Origin of the sequence: Burkholderia thailandensis E264 (assembly GCF_000012365.1) — a bacterium.
Lineage (GTDB): Bacteria > Pseudomonadota > Gammaproteobacteria > Burkholderiales > Burkholderiaceae > Burkholderia > Burkholderia thailandensis.
Genome location: NC_007651.1, coordinates 2,284,969 through 2,303,709, shown reverse-complemented (window position 1 = coordinate 2,303,709; position 18,741 = coordinate 2,284,969). Strand labels below are relative to the sequence as shown.

The 18,741-nt window shown below is 68.3% G+C and carries 14 protein-coding genes; 3 read left to right on the top strand and 11 right to left on the bottom strand.

Annotation, left to right across the window (positions count from 1 at the left end; all coding sequences use genetic code 11):
* Positions 1-9: 9 nt before the first annotated feature.
* From BTH_RS22595 to rpsB, 6 genes are all read right to left on the bottom strand, one after another.
* The gene (locus BTH_RS22595) at positions 10-831 is read right to left on the bottom strand and encodes a phosphatidate cytidylyltransferase (RefSeq protein WP_009890446.1); all 822 of its coding nucleotides are present in this window, start codon (positions 829-831) and stop codon (positions 10-12) included.
* A complete protein-coding gene (gene uppS, locus BTH_RS22590) occupies positions 825-1,607 on the bottom strand; it encodes a polyprenyl diphosphate synthase (protein ID WP_009890445.1) in 783 nt (260 codons plus the stop codon). Before uppS ends, BTH_RS22595 begins: the two co-directional genes overlap by 7 nt.
* Before the next feature lie 47 nt (positions 1,608-1,654).
* Positions 1,655-2,215 (bottom strand): ribosome recycling factor, encoded by a 561-nt coding sequence (gene frr / locus BTH_RS22585; protein WP_009890444.1) that lies wholly within the window; start codon positions 2,213-2,215, stop codon positions 1,655-1,657.
* Between the two features lie 88 nt (positions 2,216-2,303).
* Positions 2,304-3,017 carry a UMP kinase gene (gene pyrH / locus BTH_RS22580; protein ID WP_009890442.1) on the bottom strand — a complete coding sequence of 238 codons (714 nt, stop codon included), beginning with the start codon at positions 3,015-3,017 and terminating at the stop codon, positions 2,304-2,306.
* Between the two features lie 178 nt (positions 3,018-3,195).
* The gene (tsf, locus tag BTH_RS22575) at positions 3,196-4,077 is read right to left on the bottom strand and encodes a translation elongation factor Ts (RefSeq protein WP_011402238.1); all 882 of its coding nucleotides are present in this window, start codon (positions 4,075-4,077) and stop codon (positions 3,196-3,198) included.
* Positions 4,078-4,259: 182 nt separating this feature from the next.
* A complete protein-coding gene (rpsB, locus tag BTH_RS22570) occupies positions 4,260-5,000 on the bottom strand; it encodes a 30S ribosomal protein S2 (protein ID WP_009890438.1) in 741 nt (246 codons plus the stop codon).
* 459 nt (positions 5,001-5,459) lie between these two features.
* On the opposite strand from rpsB, the gene map reads away from it, so the two are divergent.
* The 3 genes from map (at position 5,460) to BTH_RS34620 (ending at position 10,646) form a co-directional block, all read left to right on the top strand.
* Positions 5,460-6,275, top strand: a complete 816-nt coding sequence (gene map / locus BTH_RS22565; protein ID WP_009890436.1) for a type I methionyl aminopeptidase — start codon at positions 5,460-5,462, stop codon at positions 6,273-6,275.
* Positions 6,276-6,399: 124 nt separating this feature from the next.
* Positions 6,400-8,976, top strand: coding sequence for a [protein-PII] uridylyltransferase (locus BTH_RS22560; protein ID WP_009890434.1), 2,577 nt, complete (start codon positions 6,400-6,402; stop codon positions 8,974-8,976).
* Between the two features lie 14 nt (positions 8,977-8,990).
* Complete coding sequence (locus tag BTH_RS34620) at positions 8,991-10,646, top strand: pseudouridine synthase (protein WP_156529977.1); 1,656 nt, start codon at positions 8,991-8,993, stop codon at positions 10,644-10,646.
* Positions 10,647-10,784: 138 nt separating this feature from the next.
* Here BTH_RS34620 and def read toward each other — a convergent pair whose 3' ends face one another.
* The 5 genes from def to smc form a co-directional block, all read right to left on the bottom strand.
* A complete protein-coding gene (gene def, locus BTH_RS22550) occupies positions 10,785-11,318 on the bottom strand; it encodes a peptide deformylase (protein ID WP_009890431.1) in 534 nt (177 codons plus the stop codon).
* Positions 11,315-13,390 carry an NAD-dependent DNA ligase LigA gene (gene ligA / locus BTH_RS22545; RefSeq protein WP_009890429.1) on the bottom strand — a complete coding sequence of 692 codons (2,076 nt, stop codon included), beginning with the start codon at positions 13,388-13,390 and terminating at the stop codon, positions 11,315-11,317. The genes def and ligA overlap by 4 nt, the downstream gene beginning before the upstream one ends.
* A 27-nt stretch (positions 13,391-13,417) precedes the next feature.
* Positions 13,418-13,576 carry a hypothetical protein gene (locus BTH_RS35290; protein WP_223297050.1) on the bottom strand — a complete coding sequence of 53 codons (159 nt, stop codon included), beginning with the start codon at positions 13,574-13,576 and terminating at the stop codon, positions 13,418-13,420.
* A gap of 274 nt (positions 13,577-13,850) precedes the next feature.
* Positions 13,851-15,116, bottom strand: coding sequence for a cell division protein ZipA C-terminal FtsZ-binding domain-containing protein (locus BTH_RS22535; protein WP_009890426.1), 1,266 nt, complete (start codon positions 15,114-15,116; stop codon positions 13,851-13,853).
* 81 nt (positions 15,117-15,197) lie between these two features.
* Positions 15,198-18,710: a chromosome segregation protein SMC gene (gene smc, locus BTH_RS22530; protein WP_009890424.1), complete on the bottom strand. Its 3,513-nt coding sequence runs from the start codon at positions 18,708-18,710 to the stop codon at positions 15,198-15,200.
* Between the last annotated feature and the right edge of the window lie 31 nt (positions 18,711-18,741).

Here is an 18,741-nt window from a genome sequence, read left to right as displayed (position 1 = left end):
AGTCTAGTTTTAACCGAGCAGCAGCATCGCGAGCGGCAGCACGGGCAACAGCGCGTCGACGCGGTCGAGCACGCCGCCGTGGCCCGGCAGCAGGCCGCTCGAGTCTTTCACGCCGGCTTGGCGCTTGAGCAGCGACTCGAACAGGTCGCCGACCACGCTGAACGCGACGAGCACCGTGAGCGCCGCGAATGCGCCCGCCACGCCGTAATGCGCGACGAACGCCGAATAAAGGGTCGGTTCAAAGGCATGCGCGGCGCCAGCCGCGCCGGCGACGATCATCACCGCGAGCCAGCCGCCCGCCGCGCCTTCCCACGTCTTGCCGGGGCTCACCGACGGCGCGAGCTTGTGCTTGCCGAACGCCTTTCCGGCGAAGTATGCGCCGATATCGGCAAGCCATACCACCAGCAGCAACGACAACACGAAGGGTACGCCTTGCGCGCGCGCGGCGACGAGCGCATGCCAGCACGCGGAAAAGACGATAAGGCCCGCGACGAGCAGGAACGGCTTCCACGCGCGCTCGGCGAGCGCCGGCTTGCGCCAGAGCGCATACGGGCCCGCCAGCAGCCAGAACACGCCCGCCGCTTCGAAAAGCGGCCGCGCGGCGTGCGCGCCGATGCCAAGCCGCGTGCTCGCGCCGAGCGCGAGCGCCGCGACCACCGCATACGCGACGGGGCCGATCCCACCTAGCTTCAACAACCGCCCCCACTCCCACGCGGCGAATACGAGCGCGAGCGCGATCAGCGCGCCGAACGCGGAAAGCGGCGCGAACAGCGTCACGGGCAGCAGCACTGCCAGCAGCACGACCGCCGTGATGACACGGGTCTTCAGCATGAAAGGGAGTCGGCGTCCTGGGCCTGGGGTTCGAGCTGCGCGCTCGTGCGGCCGAAGCGGCGTTCGCGGTGCGTGTACGACGCGAGCGCCTCGGCGAGCGCGCCGGCGTCGAAATCCGGCCAGAATGTGTCGGTGAAGTAGAACTCGGTGTACGCGAGCTGCCAGAGCAGGAAATTGCTGATGCGCTGCTCGCCGCCCGTGCGGATGAACAGATCCGGCTCGGGCGCATAGGCCATCGCCAGATGGCGGGCGAACGCGTCCTCGTCGATTTCGGCCGCGCGCCCTTCGCGCGCCGCCTCTTCGACGAGCTTGCGCGTCGCCTGCAGGATGTCCCAACGACCGCCGTAGTTCGCGGCGATCGTCAGCGTCAAGCGTGTGTTGCGCGCGGTCTTCGTCTCCGCGCGGCGGATCAGCGCCTGGATGCGCGGCTCGAACTTCGTCAGATCGCCGATGACGCGCAGCCGGATGCCGTTCGCGTGCAGCTTGCCGACCTCGCGCTCGAGCGCGGTGATGAACAGGCGCATGAGGAACGACACTTCGTCGTTCGGCCGGCGCCAGTTCTCGGAGCTGAACGCGAAGAGCGTCAGATATTCGACGCCCGAGCGCGCGCACCCCTCGACGACCGAACGCACCGCGTCGACACCGCGCGTGTGTCCCGCGACGCGCGGCAGGCGGCGCTCGGTCGCCCAACGGCCGTTGCCGTCCATGATGATCGCGATGTGACGCGGCACGGCGGCGACGTCAGGCACGCGAACGGTAGAGCTGGTATAGGTCATGGCCGCTGAGACTGTAGCTGCAGAAAAAAGTGCGACGCAAGGCGGCTTCAGACCGTCATGATCTCCGCTTCCTTGCTCTGGACGAGCTTGTCGATCTCCGCGACGTGCTTGTCCGTCAGCTTCTGCACGTCGTCGCCCGCGCGGCGCTCGTCGTCCTCGGAGATTTCCTTGTCCTTGACGAGCTTCTTCAGTTGCTCGTTGGCGTCGCGGCGCAGGTTGCGCACGGCGACCTTCGCCGTTTCGCCCTCGCCCTTGACGACCTTCGTCAGCTCGCGGCGGCGCTCTTCGGTGAGCGCCGGCATCGGCACGCGGATCAGGTCGCCCGCCGTCGCCGGATTCAGGCCCAGATCGGCCTCGCGGATCGCCTTCTCGACCTTCGCGACCATGTTCTTTTCCCACGGCTGCACGCCGATCGTGCGCGCGTCGACGAGCGTCAGGTTCGCGACCTGCGAAATCGGCACCATCGAACCGTAGTAGTCGACCTGCACGTGATCGAGCAGGCCGGTATGCGCACGGCCCGTGCGGATCTTCGCCAGATCGTTCTTGAACGCTTCGATCGAGCGCTGCATCTTCTGCTCGACGCCCTTCTTGATATCAGCGACACTCATTTCAACCTCCGAACCTTCCGAACTTCAAAACGATGCGGGCAACGGCCAAAGGCGGCGCTTTGCGCCGCCGGCCCGCATCGGCGAGAGTTTACACGTGGACGAGCGTGCCCTCGTCCTCACCTTGAACGATACGTTTGAGCGCACCCGGCTTGTTGATCGAAAACACGCGGATCGGCAGCTTCTGGTCGCGGCAGAGCGCGAACGCCGTCGCGTCCATCACCTGCAGGTTGCGGCCGATCGCCTCGTCGAAGCTGATCGACGAATAGCGCGTCGCCGACGGGTCCTTCTTCGGATCGGCCGAATAGACGCCGTCGACCTTCGTCGCCTTCAGCACCACCTCGGCGCCGACTTCCGAGCCGCGCAGCGCGGCCGCCGTGTCCGTCGTGAAGAACGGGTTGCCCGTGCCCGCCGCGAAGATCACCACCTTGCCCTCCTCGAGCTGGCGGATCGCGCGTGGCCGGATGTACGGCTCGACCACCTGGTCCATCCGCAGCGCCGATTGCACGCGCGCCTCGATGCCCGCGTGGCGCATCGCGTCCTGCAGCGCGAGCGCGTTCATCATCGTCGCGAGCATCCCCATGTAGTCGGCCGTCGCGCGGTCCATGCCGGCCGCTCCGCCCGCGACACCGCGAAAGATGTTGCCGCCGCCGATCACGACCGCGAGCTGCGTGCCGAGACGCACGACTTCTGCGATGTCGGCAACCATCCGCTCGATCGTCGCGCGATTGATGCCGAAGGCATCGTCGCCCATCAGAGCTTCGCCGGAAAGTTTGAGGAGGACGCGTTTATAGGCATTGGACATAAGGACTTCCGAGCGACGAGAGGATGACAAGCACGAACTGTAGGGGCGAAATGCTGGTTCGGGCAAGCGCCGCCGGGCCGGGCTGGCTGAAAGACCCGTCAGGCGGCGCTGCCGGCCGCGGCGGAACGGTCGTCCGCCGCGGGTCAAGCGTACTGCTGGTTACCGCTTTTACGACTGGTTACTGCTGCTTCGCGGCGGCGACCTGCGCGGCCACTTCCGCCGCGAAGTCGTCCTGGCGCTTCTCGATGCCTTCGCCGACCACGAAGAGGGCAAACTTTTGCACCGCCGCATTCGAGGCCTTCAGCATCTGCTCGATCGTCTGCTTGTCGTTCTTCACGAACGGCTGGTTCAGCAGCGACACTTCCTTCAGGAACTTCTGGACGCTGCCGTCGACCATCTTCGCGACGATCTCGGCCGGCTTGCCCGATTCGGCAGCCTTCTGCTCGGCGACGCGGCGCTCCTTCTCGATCAGTTCGGCCGGCACGTCGTCCGACGACAGCGAGACGGGCTTCATTGCCGCGACGTGCATCGCGACGTCCTTGCCGACCTGCTCCTGCTCGCCCGTGTACTCGACGATCACGCCGATGCGGCTGCCGTGCAGGTAAGTCGCGAGCTTGTTCGACGTTTCGAAACGAACGAAACGGCGGATCGAGATGTTCTCGCCGATCTTGCCGACGAGCGCGAGGCGCACTTCGTCGACGGTCTTGCCGTCGAGCGGCAACGCGGACAGCGCAGCGACGTCGGCCGGGTTCTGCGTCGCGACGAGTTCAGCGACCGTCTTCGCGAACGCGTTGAAATCGTCGTTCTTCGCGACGAAGTCGGTTTCGCAGTTCAGCTCGACGAGCGCGCCGGCATTGGCGCCGACGAACGATGCGACGACGCCTTCGGCCGTCACGCGCGACGCGGCCTTGCTCGCCTTGTTGCCGAGCTTCACGCGCAGCAGTTCTTCGGCCTTGGCCATGTCGCCGTCGGCTTCCGTCAGCGCCTTCTTGCACTCCATCATCGGTGCGTCGGTCTTCGCGCGCAGTTCTGCCACCATGCTTGCGGTAATTGCCGCCATCATTCGCTCCTTGAGTCTGTATTCACAACGCCGCCCGCACTTCGACGCAGGCGACAGGCATTCGTTTCCGGACGTTTGCGCAATCCTTGCGCCGCGTCAGCCCGGATCGGCCGCCCGAAAAAAAGCGGCTTAAAAAAAGGGGGCCTGTTGAGAGCCCCCTTTTTGCGCCGGCTCGGGGCCGATTACGCGTTTTCCTCGACGTATTCGTCGTCGCCGCGCACCGCCTGGACCACTTCGTTGACCGCGTTCGCGCGGCCTTCGAGGATCGCGTCGGCAACGCCTTCGGCGTACAGCGCGACTGCCTTGCTCGAGTCGTCGTTACCCGGGATCACGTAATCCACGCCTTCCGGCGAGTGGTTCGTATCGACCACCGCGATGACGGGCACGCCCAGCTTGTTCGCCTCGGTGACGGCAATCTTGTGGTAGCCGACGTCGACGACGAAGATCGCGTCCGGAATGCCGCCCATGTCCTTCACGCCGCCGATCGACTTCTGCAGCTTGGCGATTTCGCGCTCGAACAACAGCGCTTCCTTCTTGCTCATCTTCTCGAGCTCGCCCGCCTCGACCGCCGCTTCCATGTCCTTCAGGCGCTTGATCGACACCTTCAGCGTCTTGAAATTGGTCATCATGCCGCCGAGCCAGCGCGCATTAACGTACGGCATGCCCGCGCGCTGCGCTTCCTGGGCGATCGTGTCGCGCGACTGGCGCTTCGTGCCGACGAAGAGGATCGTGCCGCGGTTCGCCGCCAGCTGACGCACGTACTTCTGTGCGTCGTTGAACATCGGCAGCGTCTTTTCGAGGTTGATGATGTGAATCTTGTTGCGGTGGCCGAAAATGAAGGGGGCCATCTTCGGGTTCCAGAAGCGCGTCTGGTGACCGAAGTGGACACCGGCTTCCAGCATTTGGCGCATCGTGACTGCCATTTGTATTCTCCACGAGGGTTTGGGTCTTAAGCCGGCTGCCGTATCATGGCGCGACGGCGGGCACCGCCCTTGCCGTTCGCGCCGCGACACCCTGGGTGCGCCGGCTCGCGATTTCGGCGCGCATCTTCGAAAGAAATTCGAAAGCTTCGCGCCCGAGGCCTCCGCCGCCGCCATCACGCCCCGAAACGAAAACTCAATCGTTCCCGCACCGGGCAAAACAGCAACTTAAGCGTCGACTTAGCCAATCAGTATAGCACGCGGGCATGACGGCCCTCAAGTCGCCCGCCGCTTTCGCCGCGCGGGCAAGTACCCGGCCCCGCCGCACGACGGCCTGGCCCACGTCATGCGAGCAAGCAGAAATTCGCGCCAGAATTCGTGCTGCGACGGCCCGCGAAGGGCTGCGACGGCTGGAATAAGGTGCGATAATTGCGCAATTCACCGCATTTCAGGCATCGACTCATGGCTATTACGCTCAAAAACGAACACGACATCGCGCAGATGCGCATCGCCTGCCGTCTCGCGAGCGAAGTGCTCGACTACATCACGCCGTTCGTCGTCGCCGGCGTGACGACGGGCGAACTCGACCGCCTCTGCCACGAGTACATGATCAATGTGCAGGGTACGGTGCCCGCGCCGCTCAACTACCAGCCGCCGGGCTATCCGCCGTTCCCGAAGGCGATCTGCACTTCGGTCAACGACGTGATCTGCCACGGCATTCCGGGCGACAAGACGCTGAAGAACGGCGACGCGCTGAACATCGACATCACCGTCATCAAGAACGGCTATTTCGGCGACACGAGCCGGATGTTCCTCATCGGCGAGGGCTCGATCCTCGCGAAGCGCCTCGTGCAAACCACCTACGAATGCATGTGGCTCGGCATCGACCAGGTGAAGCCCGGCGCGCATCTCGGCGACATCGGCCACGCAATTCAGAAGCATGCGGAGGCGCAAGGCTACAGCGTCGTGCGCGAATACTGCGGCCACGGCATCGGCACGGTGTTCCATGAAGATCCGCAGGTCGTCCACTACGGACGCCCCGGCACGGGCATCGAGCTCAAGCCGGGCATGATCTTCACGATCGAGCCGATGATCAACGCCGGCAAGCGCGACATCCGTACGATGCCCGACCAGTGGACCGTCAAGACCCGCGACCGCAGCCTGTCCGCGCAGTGGGAGCACACGATTCTCGTCACCGAAACAGGCCACGAGGTGCTGACGGTGTCGGCCGGCACGCCGGCGCGCCCGACGTTCGCCGCGCCGGCGACGGCGGCCTGAGCGGCTGCGGCGCGCCTCGCGTGCGCCGCAAGCCGCTTCGTTCGCTTCAACCCGCTCGATTTAGCCAGGTAGCCGCTCGCGTCGTCGCGCGCGGCCGTTCAACCGCCCAATCCGATCGCCGCCCATGAGCGCATCCGTCGCCGCGCCGCCTCCCGCGCTGTCGCGCAAAGCCGAATTCAAGGCCGCGAAAGCCGAGTTGCTCGCGCGCTTCCAGACCGCGACCAACGTCACGCCGCTGATGCACGCGCTGTCGCGCGCGACCGACGACGCGCTGCGCCGCCTGTGGCACGAATGCGGGCTGCCCGCGACGCTCGCGCTCGTCGCGGTCGGCGGCTTCGGGCGCGGCGAGCTGTCGCCGCACTCGGACGTCGACATTCTCGTGCTGCTGCCCGATGCGCACGCGCGCGAGCTCGACGAACGGATCGAGCGCTTCATCGGCATGGCGTGGGATCTCGGGCTCGAGATCGGCAGCAGCGTGCGCACGGTCGACCAGTGCATCGAGGAGGCGTCGCAGGACGTCACCGTACAGACTTCGCTGCTCGAGGCGCGCCGCATCGTCGGCAGCACGGCGCTCTTCGAGCGCTTCATGCTGCGCTATCGCGAAGCGCTCGACGCGCGCGCGTTCTTCCAGGCGAAGGTGCTCGAGATGCGCCAGCGCCACGCGAAGTTCCAGGACACGCCGTACAGCCTCGAGCCGAACGTGAAGGAAAGCCCCGGCGGCCTGCGCGATCTGCAGACGATTCTCTGGATCGCGCGCGCGGCGGGTTTCGGCAGCAGTTGGCGCGAGCTCGACACGCGCGGGCTCATCACCGATCGCGAGGCGCGCGAGCTGCGCCGCAACGAAGGCTTCCTGAAGACGCTGCGCGCGCGGCTGCACGTGATCGCCGGGCGGCGCCAGGACATCCTCGTGTTCGATCTGCAGACTCAGGCGGCCGAGAGCTTCGGCTACCGCCCGACGCCCGCGAAGCGCGCGAGCGAGCAGTTGATGCGGCGTTACTACTGGGCCGCGAAGGCGGTCACGCAGCTCGCGACGATCCTGATCCAGAACATCGAGGCGCAGCTCTTCCCGGCGACGAGCGGCGTCACGCGCGTGCTGTCGCCCGGGCGCTTCGTCGAGAAGCAGGGCATGCTCGAGATCGCCGCGGACGACGTGTTCGAGCGTCACCCGGACGCGATCCTCGAAGCGTTCCTGTTGTACGAGGCGACGCGCGGCGTGAAGGGTCTGTCCGCGCGCACGCTGCGCGCGCTCTACAACTCGCGCGACGTGATGAACAACGCGTGGCGGCGCGATCCGCGCAACCGCCATACGTTCATGCAGATCCTGCAGCAACCGGAAGGCATCACGCACGCATTCCGGCTGATGAACCAGACGAGCGTGCTCGGCCGCTATCTGCTGAACTTCCGGCGGATCGTCGGCCAGATGCAGCACGATCTGTATCACGTGTACACGGTCGACCAGCACATTCTGATGGTGCTGCGCAACATCCGACGCTTCGCGGTCGCCGAGCACGCGCACGAATATCCGTTCTGCAGCCAGCTGATCGTGAACTTCGAGCGGCCGTGGGTGCTGTACGTCGCCGCCCTCTTCCACGACATCGCGAAAGGCCGCGGCGGCGACCACTCGGCGCTCGGGATGACCGACGCGCGACGCTTTTGCCGCGAGCACGGCATCGAAGGCGGCGACGCGGCGCTCGTGGTCTGGCTCGTGCAGCATCACCTGACGATGAGCCAGGTCGCGCAGAAGCAGGACACGAGCGACCCGGAGGTGATCAAGCGCTTCGCGGACCTCGTCGGCAACGAGCGGCGACTGACGGCGCTGTACCTGCTGACCGTCGCAGACATTCGCGGCACGAGCCCGAAGGTGTGGAACACGTGGAAAGGCAAGCTGCTCGAGGATCTGTATCGCGCGACGCTCGCCGTGCTGGGCGGCGCGCAGCCCGACGCGCATTCGGAGCTGAAGACGCGGCAGGAAGAAGCGCTCGCGCTGCTGCGCCTCGAAACCGTGCCGCCCGACGCGCACCGTGCGCTGTGGGATCAGCTCGACGTCGGCTACTTCCTGCGCCACGACGCGGCCGACATCGCGTGGCAGACCCGCGTGCTGTACCGGCACGTCGCGGCCGACACCGCGATCGTCCGCGCACGCCCGTCGCCCGTCGGCGACGCGCTGCAGGTGCTCGTCTACGTGAAGGACCGCTCGGACCTGTTCGCGGGCATCTGCGCGTACTTCGACCGCAACGGGCTGTCGGTGCTCGACGCGCGCGTGAACACGACGCGCCACGGCTACGCGCTCGACAACTTCATCGTCACGCAGACCGAGCGCGACGTGCAGTACCGCGACATCGCGAACCTCGTCGAGCAGCAGCTCGCCGCGCGCCTCGCCGAGTCGGCGCCGCTGCCCGAGCCGTCGAAGGGGCGGCTCTCGCGGCTGTCGCGCACGTTCCCGATCACGCCGCGCGTCGACCTGCGGGCCGACGAGCGCGGCCAGTACTACATTCTGTCCGTGTCGGCCAACGACCGGCCGGGCCTTCTTTATTCGATCGCGCGCGTGCTGGCCGAGCACCGGGTCGGCGTCCACGCGGCGCGGATCAATACGCTCGGCGAACGCGTCGAGGACGTCTTCATGCTCGACGGCACCGGCTTGTCCGACAACCGTCTGCAGATCCAAGTCGAAACCGAGTTGCTGCGCGCGATCGCAGTGTGAATATTCGAGCGTTTATGCGCACAAAATTGACCGTCAAGAATCCGCGCCCGGCCGCACCCGGCCGCGCCCCCGTCCGTTCCGGCAGCCTCACCGCGCGCAAGGTCGCGCGGCCCGACCCGAAAGCGGCGGGCGCGAAGCCGGCTGCGGCGAAGTCCGCAGCGCCCGCTGCCAAACCGTCGGCGCCGCGCGGCGCGGCGAGCGCCGCGCCGAAGCGCGCGCACGGGCCGTCGCGCCCAGCCGCGCCCGAAGGCAAGCGCGTCGCAAAGCCGCGCACCACGCAGGACACCGGCCGCACGGGCGGCGAACGTGCGCCTGCCAAGCGTGCCGGCTCGCCCGGCGCGGCGGCCGGGGAGCGTGTGCGCCGCACCGACGCGAAGCCGGAGCGGCGCGCCGCCGATCGCACGGCCGGCCGCGCTGCGCCGCGCGACGAGCGAGCGTCGCGCAGCTCGGATGCGCGCTCGTTCGATTCAGGCGCGCGCGGCAAGGGCCGGTCCGAGCGCGAAGGCGCAAAACCCGGCGGCGCGCGCGGCGCGGCGGGCGCGAAGTTCGGCGGCGCGGCGCGGACCGCGGCGCGCGGGGCAGACGCCCCAACCGGCCGCGCCCCTCGTGCGGACAGCCGCAGCGCGCGCGATGCGGCGCCAGCGTCGTTCGCGGGCAAGCGCACGGCAGCCGGCAAGCGTGCGCCGCAGCGCACCGACGACCGCCATGGCGCATCCGAGAAGCGCGCGCCTGCGCGCACCGAGCGCACCGCACGCTTCGACGAGCGGCCGGCAACCCGCGCGAGCGCATCCGGCGATCGCCGCCCCGCCGCTCGCGCGGCGACGGGCTCGCGCCCGAAGGTCGCGCAGCCGATCAAGCGCCGCATCGGCGAGCCGAACGAATCGGCCGCCCACATCGAGCGCGGCGATGAAACGGGCCTCGTGCGGCTGTCGAAGCGCATGTCGGAGCTTGGTCTCTGCTCGCGCCGCGAAGCGGACGAGTGGATCGAGAAAGGCTGGGTGCTCGTCGACGGCGAGCGCATCGACACGCTCGGCACGAAGGTGCGCGCCGACCAGCGCATCGAGATCGATTCGAACGCGCGCGCCGAGCAGGCCGCGCAAGTGACGATCCTGCTGCACAAGCCGGTCGGCTACGTGTCGGGCCAGGCAGAGGACGGCTACGCGCCCGCCGCGACGCTCGTCACGCGCGAGAATCACTGGGGCGGCGACCGCTCGCCACTGCGCTTCTCGCCGCAGCACCTGCGCGCGCTGGCGCCCGCGGGCCGGCTCGACATCGATTCGACGGGCCTTCTCGTGCTGACGCAAAACGGCCGCGTCGCGAAACAGCTGATCGGCGAGCAATCCGACATCGACAAGGAATATCTGGTGCGCGTGCGCTTCGGCGAGCGCACGACCGACATCGAACGGCACTTCCCCGCCGAGTCGCTCGCGAAGCTGCGGCACGGCCTTGAGCTCGACGGCGTGCCGCTCAAGCCCGCGATGGTCAGCTGGCAGAACGGCGAGCAGTTGCGCTTCGTGCTGCGCGAAGGCAAGAAGCGCCAGATTCGCCGGATGTGCGAGCTCGTCGGCCTCGAGGTGATCGGCCTGAAGCGCGTGCGGATGGGCCGCGTGATGCTGGGCGCGTTGCCGCAAGGCCAATGGCGCTATCTCGGGCCGGACGAGTCGTTCTGAGCATGGCAAGCCGGCCGCTCGCGGCCGGCCCCCGCAATCGTTGCGCCTTGAGCCCCGGCCTGCGCCGGCGGACCTCGCACGGAAACGCACGCGGGCGTTTCGATTTTTTCCGCTTCGCCTGCGCGCGCGCCCGCCGCGTCAATCGTCCGCTTGCGCGTCGAGCCCCGGGAACAGCACGTCGGTAAAGCCGAACTTCGAGAAATCGGTGATCCGCATCGGATAGAGCTTGCCGATCAGGTGGTCGTACTCATGCTGGACGACCCGCGCATGAAAGCCCTCCGCGATCCGCTCGAGCTTCGCGCCGTACTGGTCGAAGCCGCTGTAGCGCACGCGCCGGTAGCGGCTCACGACGCCGCGCAGCCCCGGCACCGACAGGCAGCCCTCCCAACCGTCCTCCATGTCGGGCGGCAGATATTCGACGCTCGGATTGACTAGCACGGTCTCCGGCACGGGCGGCGCCTCCGGGTAGCGCTCGCTGCTGCCGAAGCCGAAGATGATCACCTGCAGCCCGACGCCGATTTGCGGCGCGGCGAGTCCCGCGCCGTTCGCGTGATGCATCGTCTCGAACATGTCCGCGACGAGCGCGTGCAACTCCGGCGTATTGAACGACTCCACCGGCCGGGCGACTTCCAGCAGACGCGGATCGCCCATCTTCAGAATCTCGCGAATCATCGCGCATGGCCCTCCAGAAGTTTGTGCATGCCTGCTTCGTCCAGCACCGGAATGCCGAGCTCCTCGGCTTTCGCGAGCTTGCTGCCCGCGTCGGCGCCCGCGACGACGTAATCGGTCTTCTTCGACACCGAGCCCGCGACCTTCGCGCCCGCCGCCTCGAGCATCTCCTTCGCGGCTTCCCGCGTGAGCGTCGGCAGCGTGCCCGTCAGCACGACGGTCTTGCCCGCGAGCACGCCCTGCGGCGCGCGCGGCGCGGGCGGCCCTTCGGGCCACGTGACTTTGCCCTTCGCGCGCAGTTGCTCGATCACCGTGCGATTGTGCGCCTCGGCGAAGAACTGATGGATCGATTCGGCGACGATCGGCCCGACGTCATTGACTTCGAGCAATTCGTCGATCGACGCGTCCATGATCGGATCGAGCGAGCCGAAGTGCTTCGCGAGGTCCTTCGCCGTCGATTCGCCGACGTGCCGGATGCCGAGCGCGTAAATGAAGCGCGCGAGCGTCGTGTGCTTCGCCTTTTCGAGCGAGTCGATCAGGTTCTGCGCGGACTTCTCCGCAAAACGATCGAGCTCGACGAGCGTCGAGAAGCCGAGATTGAACAGATCGGCCGGCGTGCGCACGAGGTTCTGCTCGACGAGCTGATCGATGATCTTCTCGCCGAGCCCGTCGATGTCGAGCGCGCGGCGCTGCGCGAAGTGCCAGAGCGCCTGCTTGCGCTGCGCGGGGCAGAAGAGCCCGCCCGTGCAGCGCGCGATCGCCTCGTCGGGCAATCGCTCGACCCGCGAACCGCATTCCGGGCACTCGGTCGGCATCACGAACTCGCGCGCGTCGGCGGGACGCCGGTCGAACACGGCCGACACCACTTCGGGAATCACGTCGCCCGCGCGGCGCACGATGACCGTGTCGCCGATCCGGATGTCCTTGCGGCGCACCTCGTCCTCGTTGTGCAGCGTCGCGTTCGTGACGGTCGCGCCGCCGACGAACACGGGCTCGAGACGCGCGACCGGCGTGATCGCGCCCGTGCGGCCGACCTGCACGTCGATCGCGACGAGCTTCGTCAGCGCCTCCTGCGCGGGGAACTTGTGCGCGAGCGCGAAGCGCGGCGCGCGCGACACGAAGCCGAGCCGATCCTGCTCGTCGCGGCGATTCACCTTGTAGACGACGCCGTCGATGTCGTACGGCAGCGACTCGCGCCGCGCGCCCACCGAATGGAAGAACTCGAGCAGGCCCGCCGCGCCGCGCACGACCGCGCGCTCGCGGTTCACCGGCAGCCCGAGCGTCTCGTACCAGTCGAGCAGGCTGCTGTGCGTGTCGGGCATCTCGACGCCGTCGAGCACGCCGATCCCGTAGGCGAAAAACGAAAGCGGCCGCGACGCGGTGATCTTCGAATCGAGCTGCCGCAGGCTACCCGCCGCCGCGTTGCGCGGATTGGCGAATTCGCGCTGGCCCGCCGCGCGCTGACGCTCGTTCAAGCGCGCGAAATCGCGCCTGAACATGAGCACTTCGCCGCGCACGTCGAGCATGCGCGGCACGCGCTTGCCCTTGAGCGTCAGCGGAATCGAGCGGACCGTGCGGATGTTCTCGGTGACGTCTTCGCCCGTCGTGCCGTCGCCGCGCGTCGATGCCTGCACGAAGCGGCCGTTCTCGTAGCGCAGCGAGATCGCCAGGCCGTCGAACTTCAGCTCGCACGCGTATTCGACAGGCTCGGTCACGGTGCCGGCGAGGTCGGTCGGCTTGTCGAGGCCGTCGGCGACGCGCTTGTCGAACGCGACGACGTCGTCGTCGGAAAAACCGTTGTTGAGCGACAGCATCGGCGTATCGTGAACGACCGGCGTGAAGCCGCTCGCGACCTCGCCGCCGACGCGCTGCGTCGGCGAATCGGGCGTGACGAGATCGGGGTGCTCGGCCTCGATCTGCTGGAGTTCGGCGAAGAGGCGGTCGTACTCGGCGTCGGGCAGGTCCGGCTGGTCGAGCACGTAATATGCGTAGTTCGCCCGCTCGAGCTCGGCGCGCAGCCATGCGGCGCGCTTCGCCGGCTGGCCGGCGGACGGTTCAACTGGGGATCGGGCCATGCTGGCGGCACTTTCTCGTGAGGATCATCAGGCGACGATTATCTCAGTTCGAGCCTTTTTCGGCATCGGCTGATTGGCGGGTCGATCGCGGAAATCGCGGGCGGCCGGGCGTTCGCATCCGCCTTCCCGACCCGCGATCTTCGGCGCGGCGAGCAGCCTGACGAAGCGCGTCGGATCGGACGGCATGCAAATCGGACGCATGCAATCGACGCGGCGCGCAGGGCAACCGGCGGCCCACAGCGGCCGCGATCGCACATCGCTCGGCGCCTGGCGAAACGCATCTCGCCGCGCAAACACCGCGAAAGCGAAAAGCCGCGCGATCGCAGCCGCATGCGTCCGCCGATTCGGACAACGCGGCGCGGCGGCGCGATCACGAACCACAATAATGAGGCGCGCTCGCCGCCACCCATGCGAGCCGCTCGAGCCGCGCCGCAGTGAAAGCGCGGCGCCCGGCTTGCGCTTACTGGCTGAACAGCCGCCGCGTGACGGGCGAGCCGGCCGGAATCCCCGCCTCCTCGAGCCGCGCGTACAGCTTCATCAACTGCTGCTCGATCGCGAGCAGCGTCGATTCGGGCAGCGGCCGGCGCTGATCGTCGACGACGCGCGCGCCGATTCGCTCGGACAGCGATTTCGCATAGTCGCACATCAGTCTGAACGGCAGAATGTCCTCGTCGGCGACGGGCACGTCGAGCACGAGCGTGATCAGATTGCCGCCCTTGTACGTGAGATCGTCCCGCAGGAAGTTCGTGTCGCCGAACTGCAGCATGAAGACGGGGTTCTGCTTGGCGTCGAGCTTCACGAAGCGCGTGCCGTCGCGCGACAGCAGCAGCCCGTCCTGCGACGCGACCGCCTGCACGTAGTTCGCCGACCACGGCGCGCCGTCCGACATCACGTTGATCGACAACTGCGCGTCGCATTGCGCGGCGAAGCCGTCGAGCTCGCGCGCCATCGACACCGTTTCCATCATGTCCGGGAATTCCGGCGCGCCGTCGATCGCGTCCGCGAACTGCTGGACGCCCGTCACGAATTCGGAGAACTCGAGTTCGTTGAGCGGACCGCTGCGATTCGCGAGCTGCGCGGCCGCGCGCAGCTCTTCGTAGCGCACGCCGTTTTGCAGCAGCTCCCATGCGTCGCCGCCGTCCGGCTTGCCCTCGATGTGAACCGGCTTGCTGCCCGCGCGGCGCAGCCGCTGCGCGGCGGGCAGGATCTTGTCGCCCGCAAGCGGGCTCGCGAGGCGGATCGGCACGATGCAGTCGATGCGGCGATCGACGATAGCGGGCGGCGCCGCGGAAATCGTCGTCGCGGCGGGCAGCACCGGTTCGACCGGCTCGTCGTGCGCGGGAGCCGGCGCGGCCGCTTCGCCGTCCGTCTCCTCGGCGGCGGGCGCAACAACCGCGCCGTTCGCGATGGTCGCCTCGGCCTGCAAGTCAGCCGGCATATCGGCGGGCGCCGCGCCGCCGAACGTCGGCTCGACGCGCACCGCGTCTTCGCTTCGCGCGTCCGACGCGCCGCCCGCTGCGGCCTCGCGGCGCGCCGGCTGCCGCACGGGCTCGATGAAGGGCGCATCGTCATCGCGCTCGTGCCGCGCGGCGGCCTCGGCCGCCTCGGTCGGCATCGGGCGCGGCATCTTGCGGCGCACCTTCGCGCCCTGCCACGCGTTGTAGACCACGACGCCGCCCACCACGACGGCGCCCGCGCCGATCAACCCGAGTGTCAACTCGTCCATGCAAGCTCCATCCAATTCTTTTTCATTGGGCTCGCGGGCGGGCGCCAATGCGCCGCGCGCCCGCGAGCCATTCGTCAAACGTCAATTCTGGGCAAAACCCGCGGCCGTTTCCATGTCGACCGCGACGATCCGCGACACGCCCTGCTCCTGCATCGTCACGCCGATCAGTTGCTGCGCCATCTCCATCGCGATCTTGTTGTGCGAGATGAAGAGGAACTGCGTCTTGTCCGACATCGCGCGCACGAGATTCGCGAAGCGCTCGGTGTTCGCGTCGTCGAGCGGCGCGTCGACCTCGTCGAGCAGGCAGAACGGCGCCGGGTTCAACTGGAACATCGCGAACACGAGCGCGGTCGCCGTCAGCGCCTTCTCGCCGCCCGACAGCAGGTGGATCGTCGCGTTCTTCTTGCCGGGCGGCTGCGCCATCACCTGCACGCCGGCGTCGAGGATCTCGTCGCCCGTCATGATGAGCTTCGCCTGGCCGCCGCCGAACAGGCGCGGGAACAGATCGCTGAAATGGCGGTTCACCTCGTCGAAGGTCGCCTGCAGGAGCGCGCGCGTTTCCTGATCGATCTTGCGGATCGCGTCCTCGAGCGTCTCGATCGCGTTCGTCAAGTCGGCCGATTGCGCGTCGAGAAACACCTTGCGCTCGCTCGCGGCCGCGAGTTCCTCGAGCGCCGCCATGTTGACGGGGCCGAGCGCGTTGATCGCGTTGTTGAGCCGCGTGACCTCGCCCTGCAGGTACGACGGCTTCATGTCCGGCGTGAGCTTCTCCCGCAGCGCGGCCTCGTCGACCTCGGCCGTCGCGAGCTGCTCGGCGAACTGCTCGCCCGTCATGCGCGCCGCCTGCTCCTTCAGCTGCAGCTCGGTGATGCGGTCGCGCAGCGGCTGCAGCGAGCGCTCGGCCGCGAGCCGCGTCTCGTCGGCCGCACGCAGCTTCGCGGTGAGATCGTCGAGCTCCGCGCGCGCGGCGCCGAGCGCCTGCTCCTTCGCCGCGCGCACTTCGAGCGCGTCCTGCAGGCCGGTGTGCGCGGTCTGCTCGTTGATCGTCTCGAGCTCCGCGCGCGCGTCCTCGAGCGACGCGGCGACACGCTCGGCCTGCTCGTGCGCGACCTGGATCGAGCGCTTGAGCTCGTCGATCCGGTTCGCGGACTGGCGCGCGGCGAAGCGCGCGTCGGTCGCCGCGCGCTCGAGTTCGCGCGCCTCCTGGCGCGCGTTCGTCAGCGTTTCGTCGAGCGACTCGAACGCGAGCTGGTTGTCCTCGAAGCGTGCCTGCAACTCGGCGAGCTCGGCGTCGTGGCGCTCGAAGTTCGCCTCCGACTCCGCGCGCAGCGCGCGCTGCTCCTCGATCTGCGCGCCGATCTCCTCGAGTTCCTCGCGGATCTGCGTGCTGCGCTGCGTGTAGCGCTCGTGCGCCTGCGTGAGCTTCAGCACGTCCATTTGCAGCGCATGCACGCGCTGCGTCGCGCGTTCGGCCTGCGCGCGCACCTCGGTCAGCGCCTGCGACGCCTGCGTGTGCGCCGCTTCCGCGCGGATCGCCGCCGACTTCGCTTCGTCGGACAAGAGCGCCTGCGCGCGCACCTGGCGCGTCAGATTCTCGATTTCCTGCGCGCGCGCGAGCATCCCCGCCTGCTCGGAGTCGGCCGCGTAGAGCTGCACGCCCGAGCGCGTGACGACATGGCCCGCCTTCACGACGAACGCGCCGCCTTGCGGCAGTTGCGAACGCGCGGCGAGCGCCTGGGCGAGATCGTCGGCGACGAACACCGTGCCGAGCCAGTCGTTGAGCACCGCGCGCAGGCCCGCGTCGTCGATCCGCACGAGCGGCAGGAGCGGGCGCAGCGCGCCCGGCGCGGCGAGCGGCTCGCCCGCGGCGGGCGGCGCGTAGAACGCGAGCTTCGCGGGCGGGGCGTCGTTCGCGAACGCCTTCACCCAGTCGAGATTCGACACTTCGAGCGCCGCGAGGCGCTCGCGCAGCACCGCCTCGAGCGCGGTTTCCCAGCCGGCCTCGACGTGCAGCTTCTTCCACAGACGCGGCAGCGCACCGAGCTCGTGCTTGTCGAGCCACGGCTGAATCTTGCCTTCCGTCTGCACGTTTTCCTGCAGCTGCTTGAGCGCGGCGAGGCGCGCTTCGAGCTGATGGATCTGCGCGCTCTCGGCCTGCACGCGCTCGTGCGCCGCGCGGCGCTCCGCGTCGAGGCGCGGCAGCGTCTCCTGCGCGTCGGCAAGGCGCGCCTGCGCCTCGCCGAGAATCTCCTCGTGCTCGGCGAGCTGCATCCGCAGTTCCTCGAGCTGCGCCTCGTCCGGCGCGTCGAGGCCGCCCGCCTCGGCCTTCAGGCGCTCGTGGCGCTGCTGAAGCTGTTGCAGCTGCTGATCGGCGTTGCGCTGGTGCGCGGCTTCGAGCTTGAGCGCCTGCTCGGTCTGCGCGATCCGGCCGCGCTCGTCGTTCAGGCCCGTCTGCGCGTCGCGCCAGCGCGCCTCGAGCGCGGGCAGCGCGTCGTGCTTCGCGGCCGCGTCGTCCTCGGCGATCGCCGCCTTTTCGTCGGCGACCGCGCGCGCCTCTTCGGCTTCCTCCAGATCGCCCTGCGCCTTGTCCGCCTGCGCGCGCCACTGCTCCTGCTGCGCGACGAGCGCCGCGATCTGCGACTGCACGCGGTTGCGCGATTCGACGATGAACTTGATCTCCGCCTCGAGCCGGCTCACCTCGGCGTTCGCCTCGTAGAGCGCGCCCTGCGCGCCCTGCGTCGCGTCGCTTGCCGAATAGTGCGCAACGCGCAGCGTCTCGAGCTGCGCCTCGACCTCACGCAGCTTCGCGGTCTGCGCGTCGAGCTCGATCTGCGCCTCGCCGATCGCGCGGCGCTGCTTGTCCTGCTCGGCCGCCGCCTCGTTCTTGCGCAGCAGCCACAGCAGGCGCTGCTTCTCCTCGCCGTCGGCAACGAGCTCCTTGTACTTCGTCGCGACGACGGCCTGCGCCTCGAGCTTCTCGAGATTCGCGCCAAGCTCGCGCACGATGTCCTCGACGCGCGTCAGGTTTTCGCGCGTGTCGTGCAACCGGTTCTCGGTCTCGCGGCGGCGCTCCTTGTACTTCGACACGCCCGCAGCCTCTTCGAGGAACACGCGCAGCTCTTCGGGCTTCGCCTCGATGATCCGCGCGATCATCCCCTGCCCGATGATCGCGTACGCGCGCGGCCCGAGGCCCGTGCCGAGGAAGATGTCCTGGATGTCGCGGCGGCGCGCCGGCAGGTTGTTGATGTAGTAGCTCGACGTGCCGTCGCGCGTGAGCACGCGCTTCACGGCGATCTCGCCGTATTGGCCCCACTGGCCGGCCGCGCGGCCGTCGGAGTTGTCGAAGATCAGCTCGACGCTCGCCCGGCTGCCGGGCTTGCGGGCCGTCGAGCCGTTGAAGATCACGTCCTGCATCGATTCGCCGCGCAGCTCGGACGCGCGCGACTCGCCGAGCACCCAGCGCACGGCGTCGATGATGTTGGACTTGCCGCACCCGTTCGGGCCCACCACGCCGACCAGTTGACCTGGAACCTGGAAGTGCGTGGGATCGACGAAAGATTTGAAGCCAGCGAGTTTGATCGAGCTCAGACGCACGGCGGTATCGGTGGTAAAGAGTGTGAAACGG

Excerpts from the sequence above, each read along its gene's own strand:
- BTH_RS22595 (WP_009890446.1), bottom strand. The coding sequence starts at position 831 with ATGCTGAAGACCCGTGTCATCACGGCGGTCGTGCTGCTGGCAGTGCTG.
- uppS (WP_009890445.1), bottom strand. The coding sequence starts at position 1,607 with ATGACCTATACCAGCTCTACCGTTCGCGTGCCTGACGTCGCCGCCGTG.
- frr (WP_009890444.1), bottom strand. The coding sequence starts at position 2,215 with ATGAGTGTCGCTGATATCAAGAAGGGCGTCGAGCAGAAGATGCAGCGC.
- pyrH (WP_009890442.1), bottom strand. The coding sequence starts at position 3,017 with ATGTCCAATGCCTATAAACGCGTCCTCCTCAAACTTTCCGGCGAAGCT.
- tsf (WP_011402238.1), bottom strand. The coding sequence starts at position 4,077 with ATGGCGGCAATTACCGCAAGCATGGTGGCAGAACTGCGCGCGAAGACC.
- rpsB (WP_009890438.1), bottom strand. The coding sequence starts at position 5,000 with ATGGCAGTCACGATGCGCCAAATGCTGGAAGCCGGTGTCCACTTCGGT.
- map (WP_009890436.1), top strand. The coding sequence starts at position 5,460 with ATGGCTATTACGCTCAAAAACGAACACGACATCGCGCAGATGCGCATC.
- BTH_RS22560 (WP_009890434.1), top strand. The coding sequence starts at position 6,400 with ATGAGCGCATCCGTCGCCGCGCCGCCTCCCGCGCTGTCGCGCAAAGCC.
- BTH_RS34620 (WP_156529977.1), top strand. The coding sequence starts at position 8,991 with ATGCGCACAAAATTGACCGTCAAGAATCCGCGCCCGGCCGCACCCGGC.
- def (WP_009890431.1), bottom strand. The coding sequence starts at position 11,318 with ATGATTCGCGAGATTCTGAAGATGGGCGATCCGCGTCTGCTGGAAGTC.
- ligA (WP_009890429.1), bottom strand. The coding sequence starts at position 13,390 with ATGGCCCGATCCCCAGTTGAACCGTCCGCCGGCCAGCCGGCGAAGCGC.
- BTH_RS35290 (WP_223297050.1), bottom strand. The coding sequence starts at position 13,576 with ATGCCGTCCGATCCGACGCGCTTCGTCAGGCTGCTCGCCGCGCCGAAG.
- BTH_RS22535 (WP_009890426.1), bottom strand. The coding sequence starts at position 15,116 with ATGGACGAGTTGACACTCGGGTTGATCGGCGCGGGCGCCGTCGTGGTG.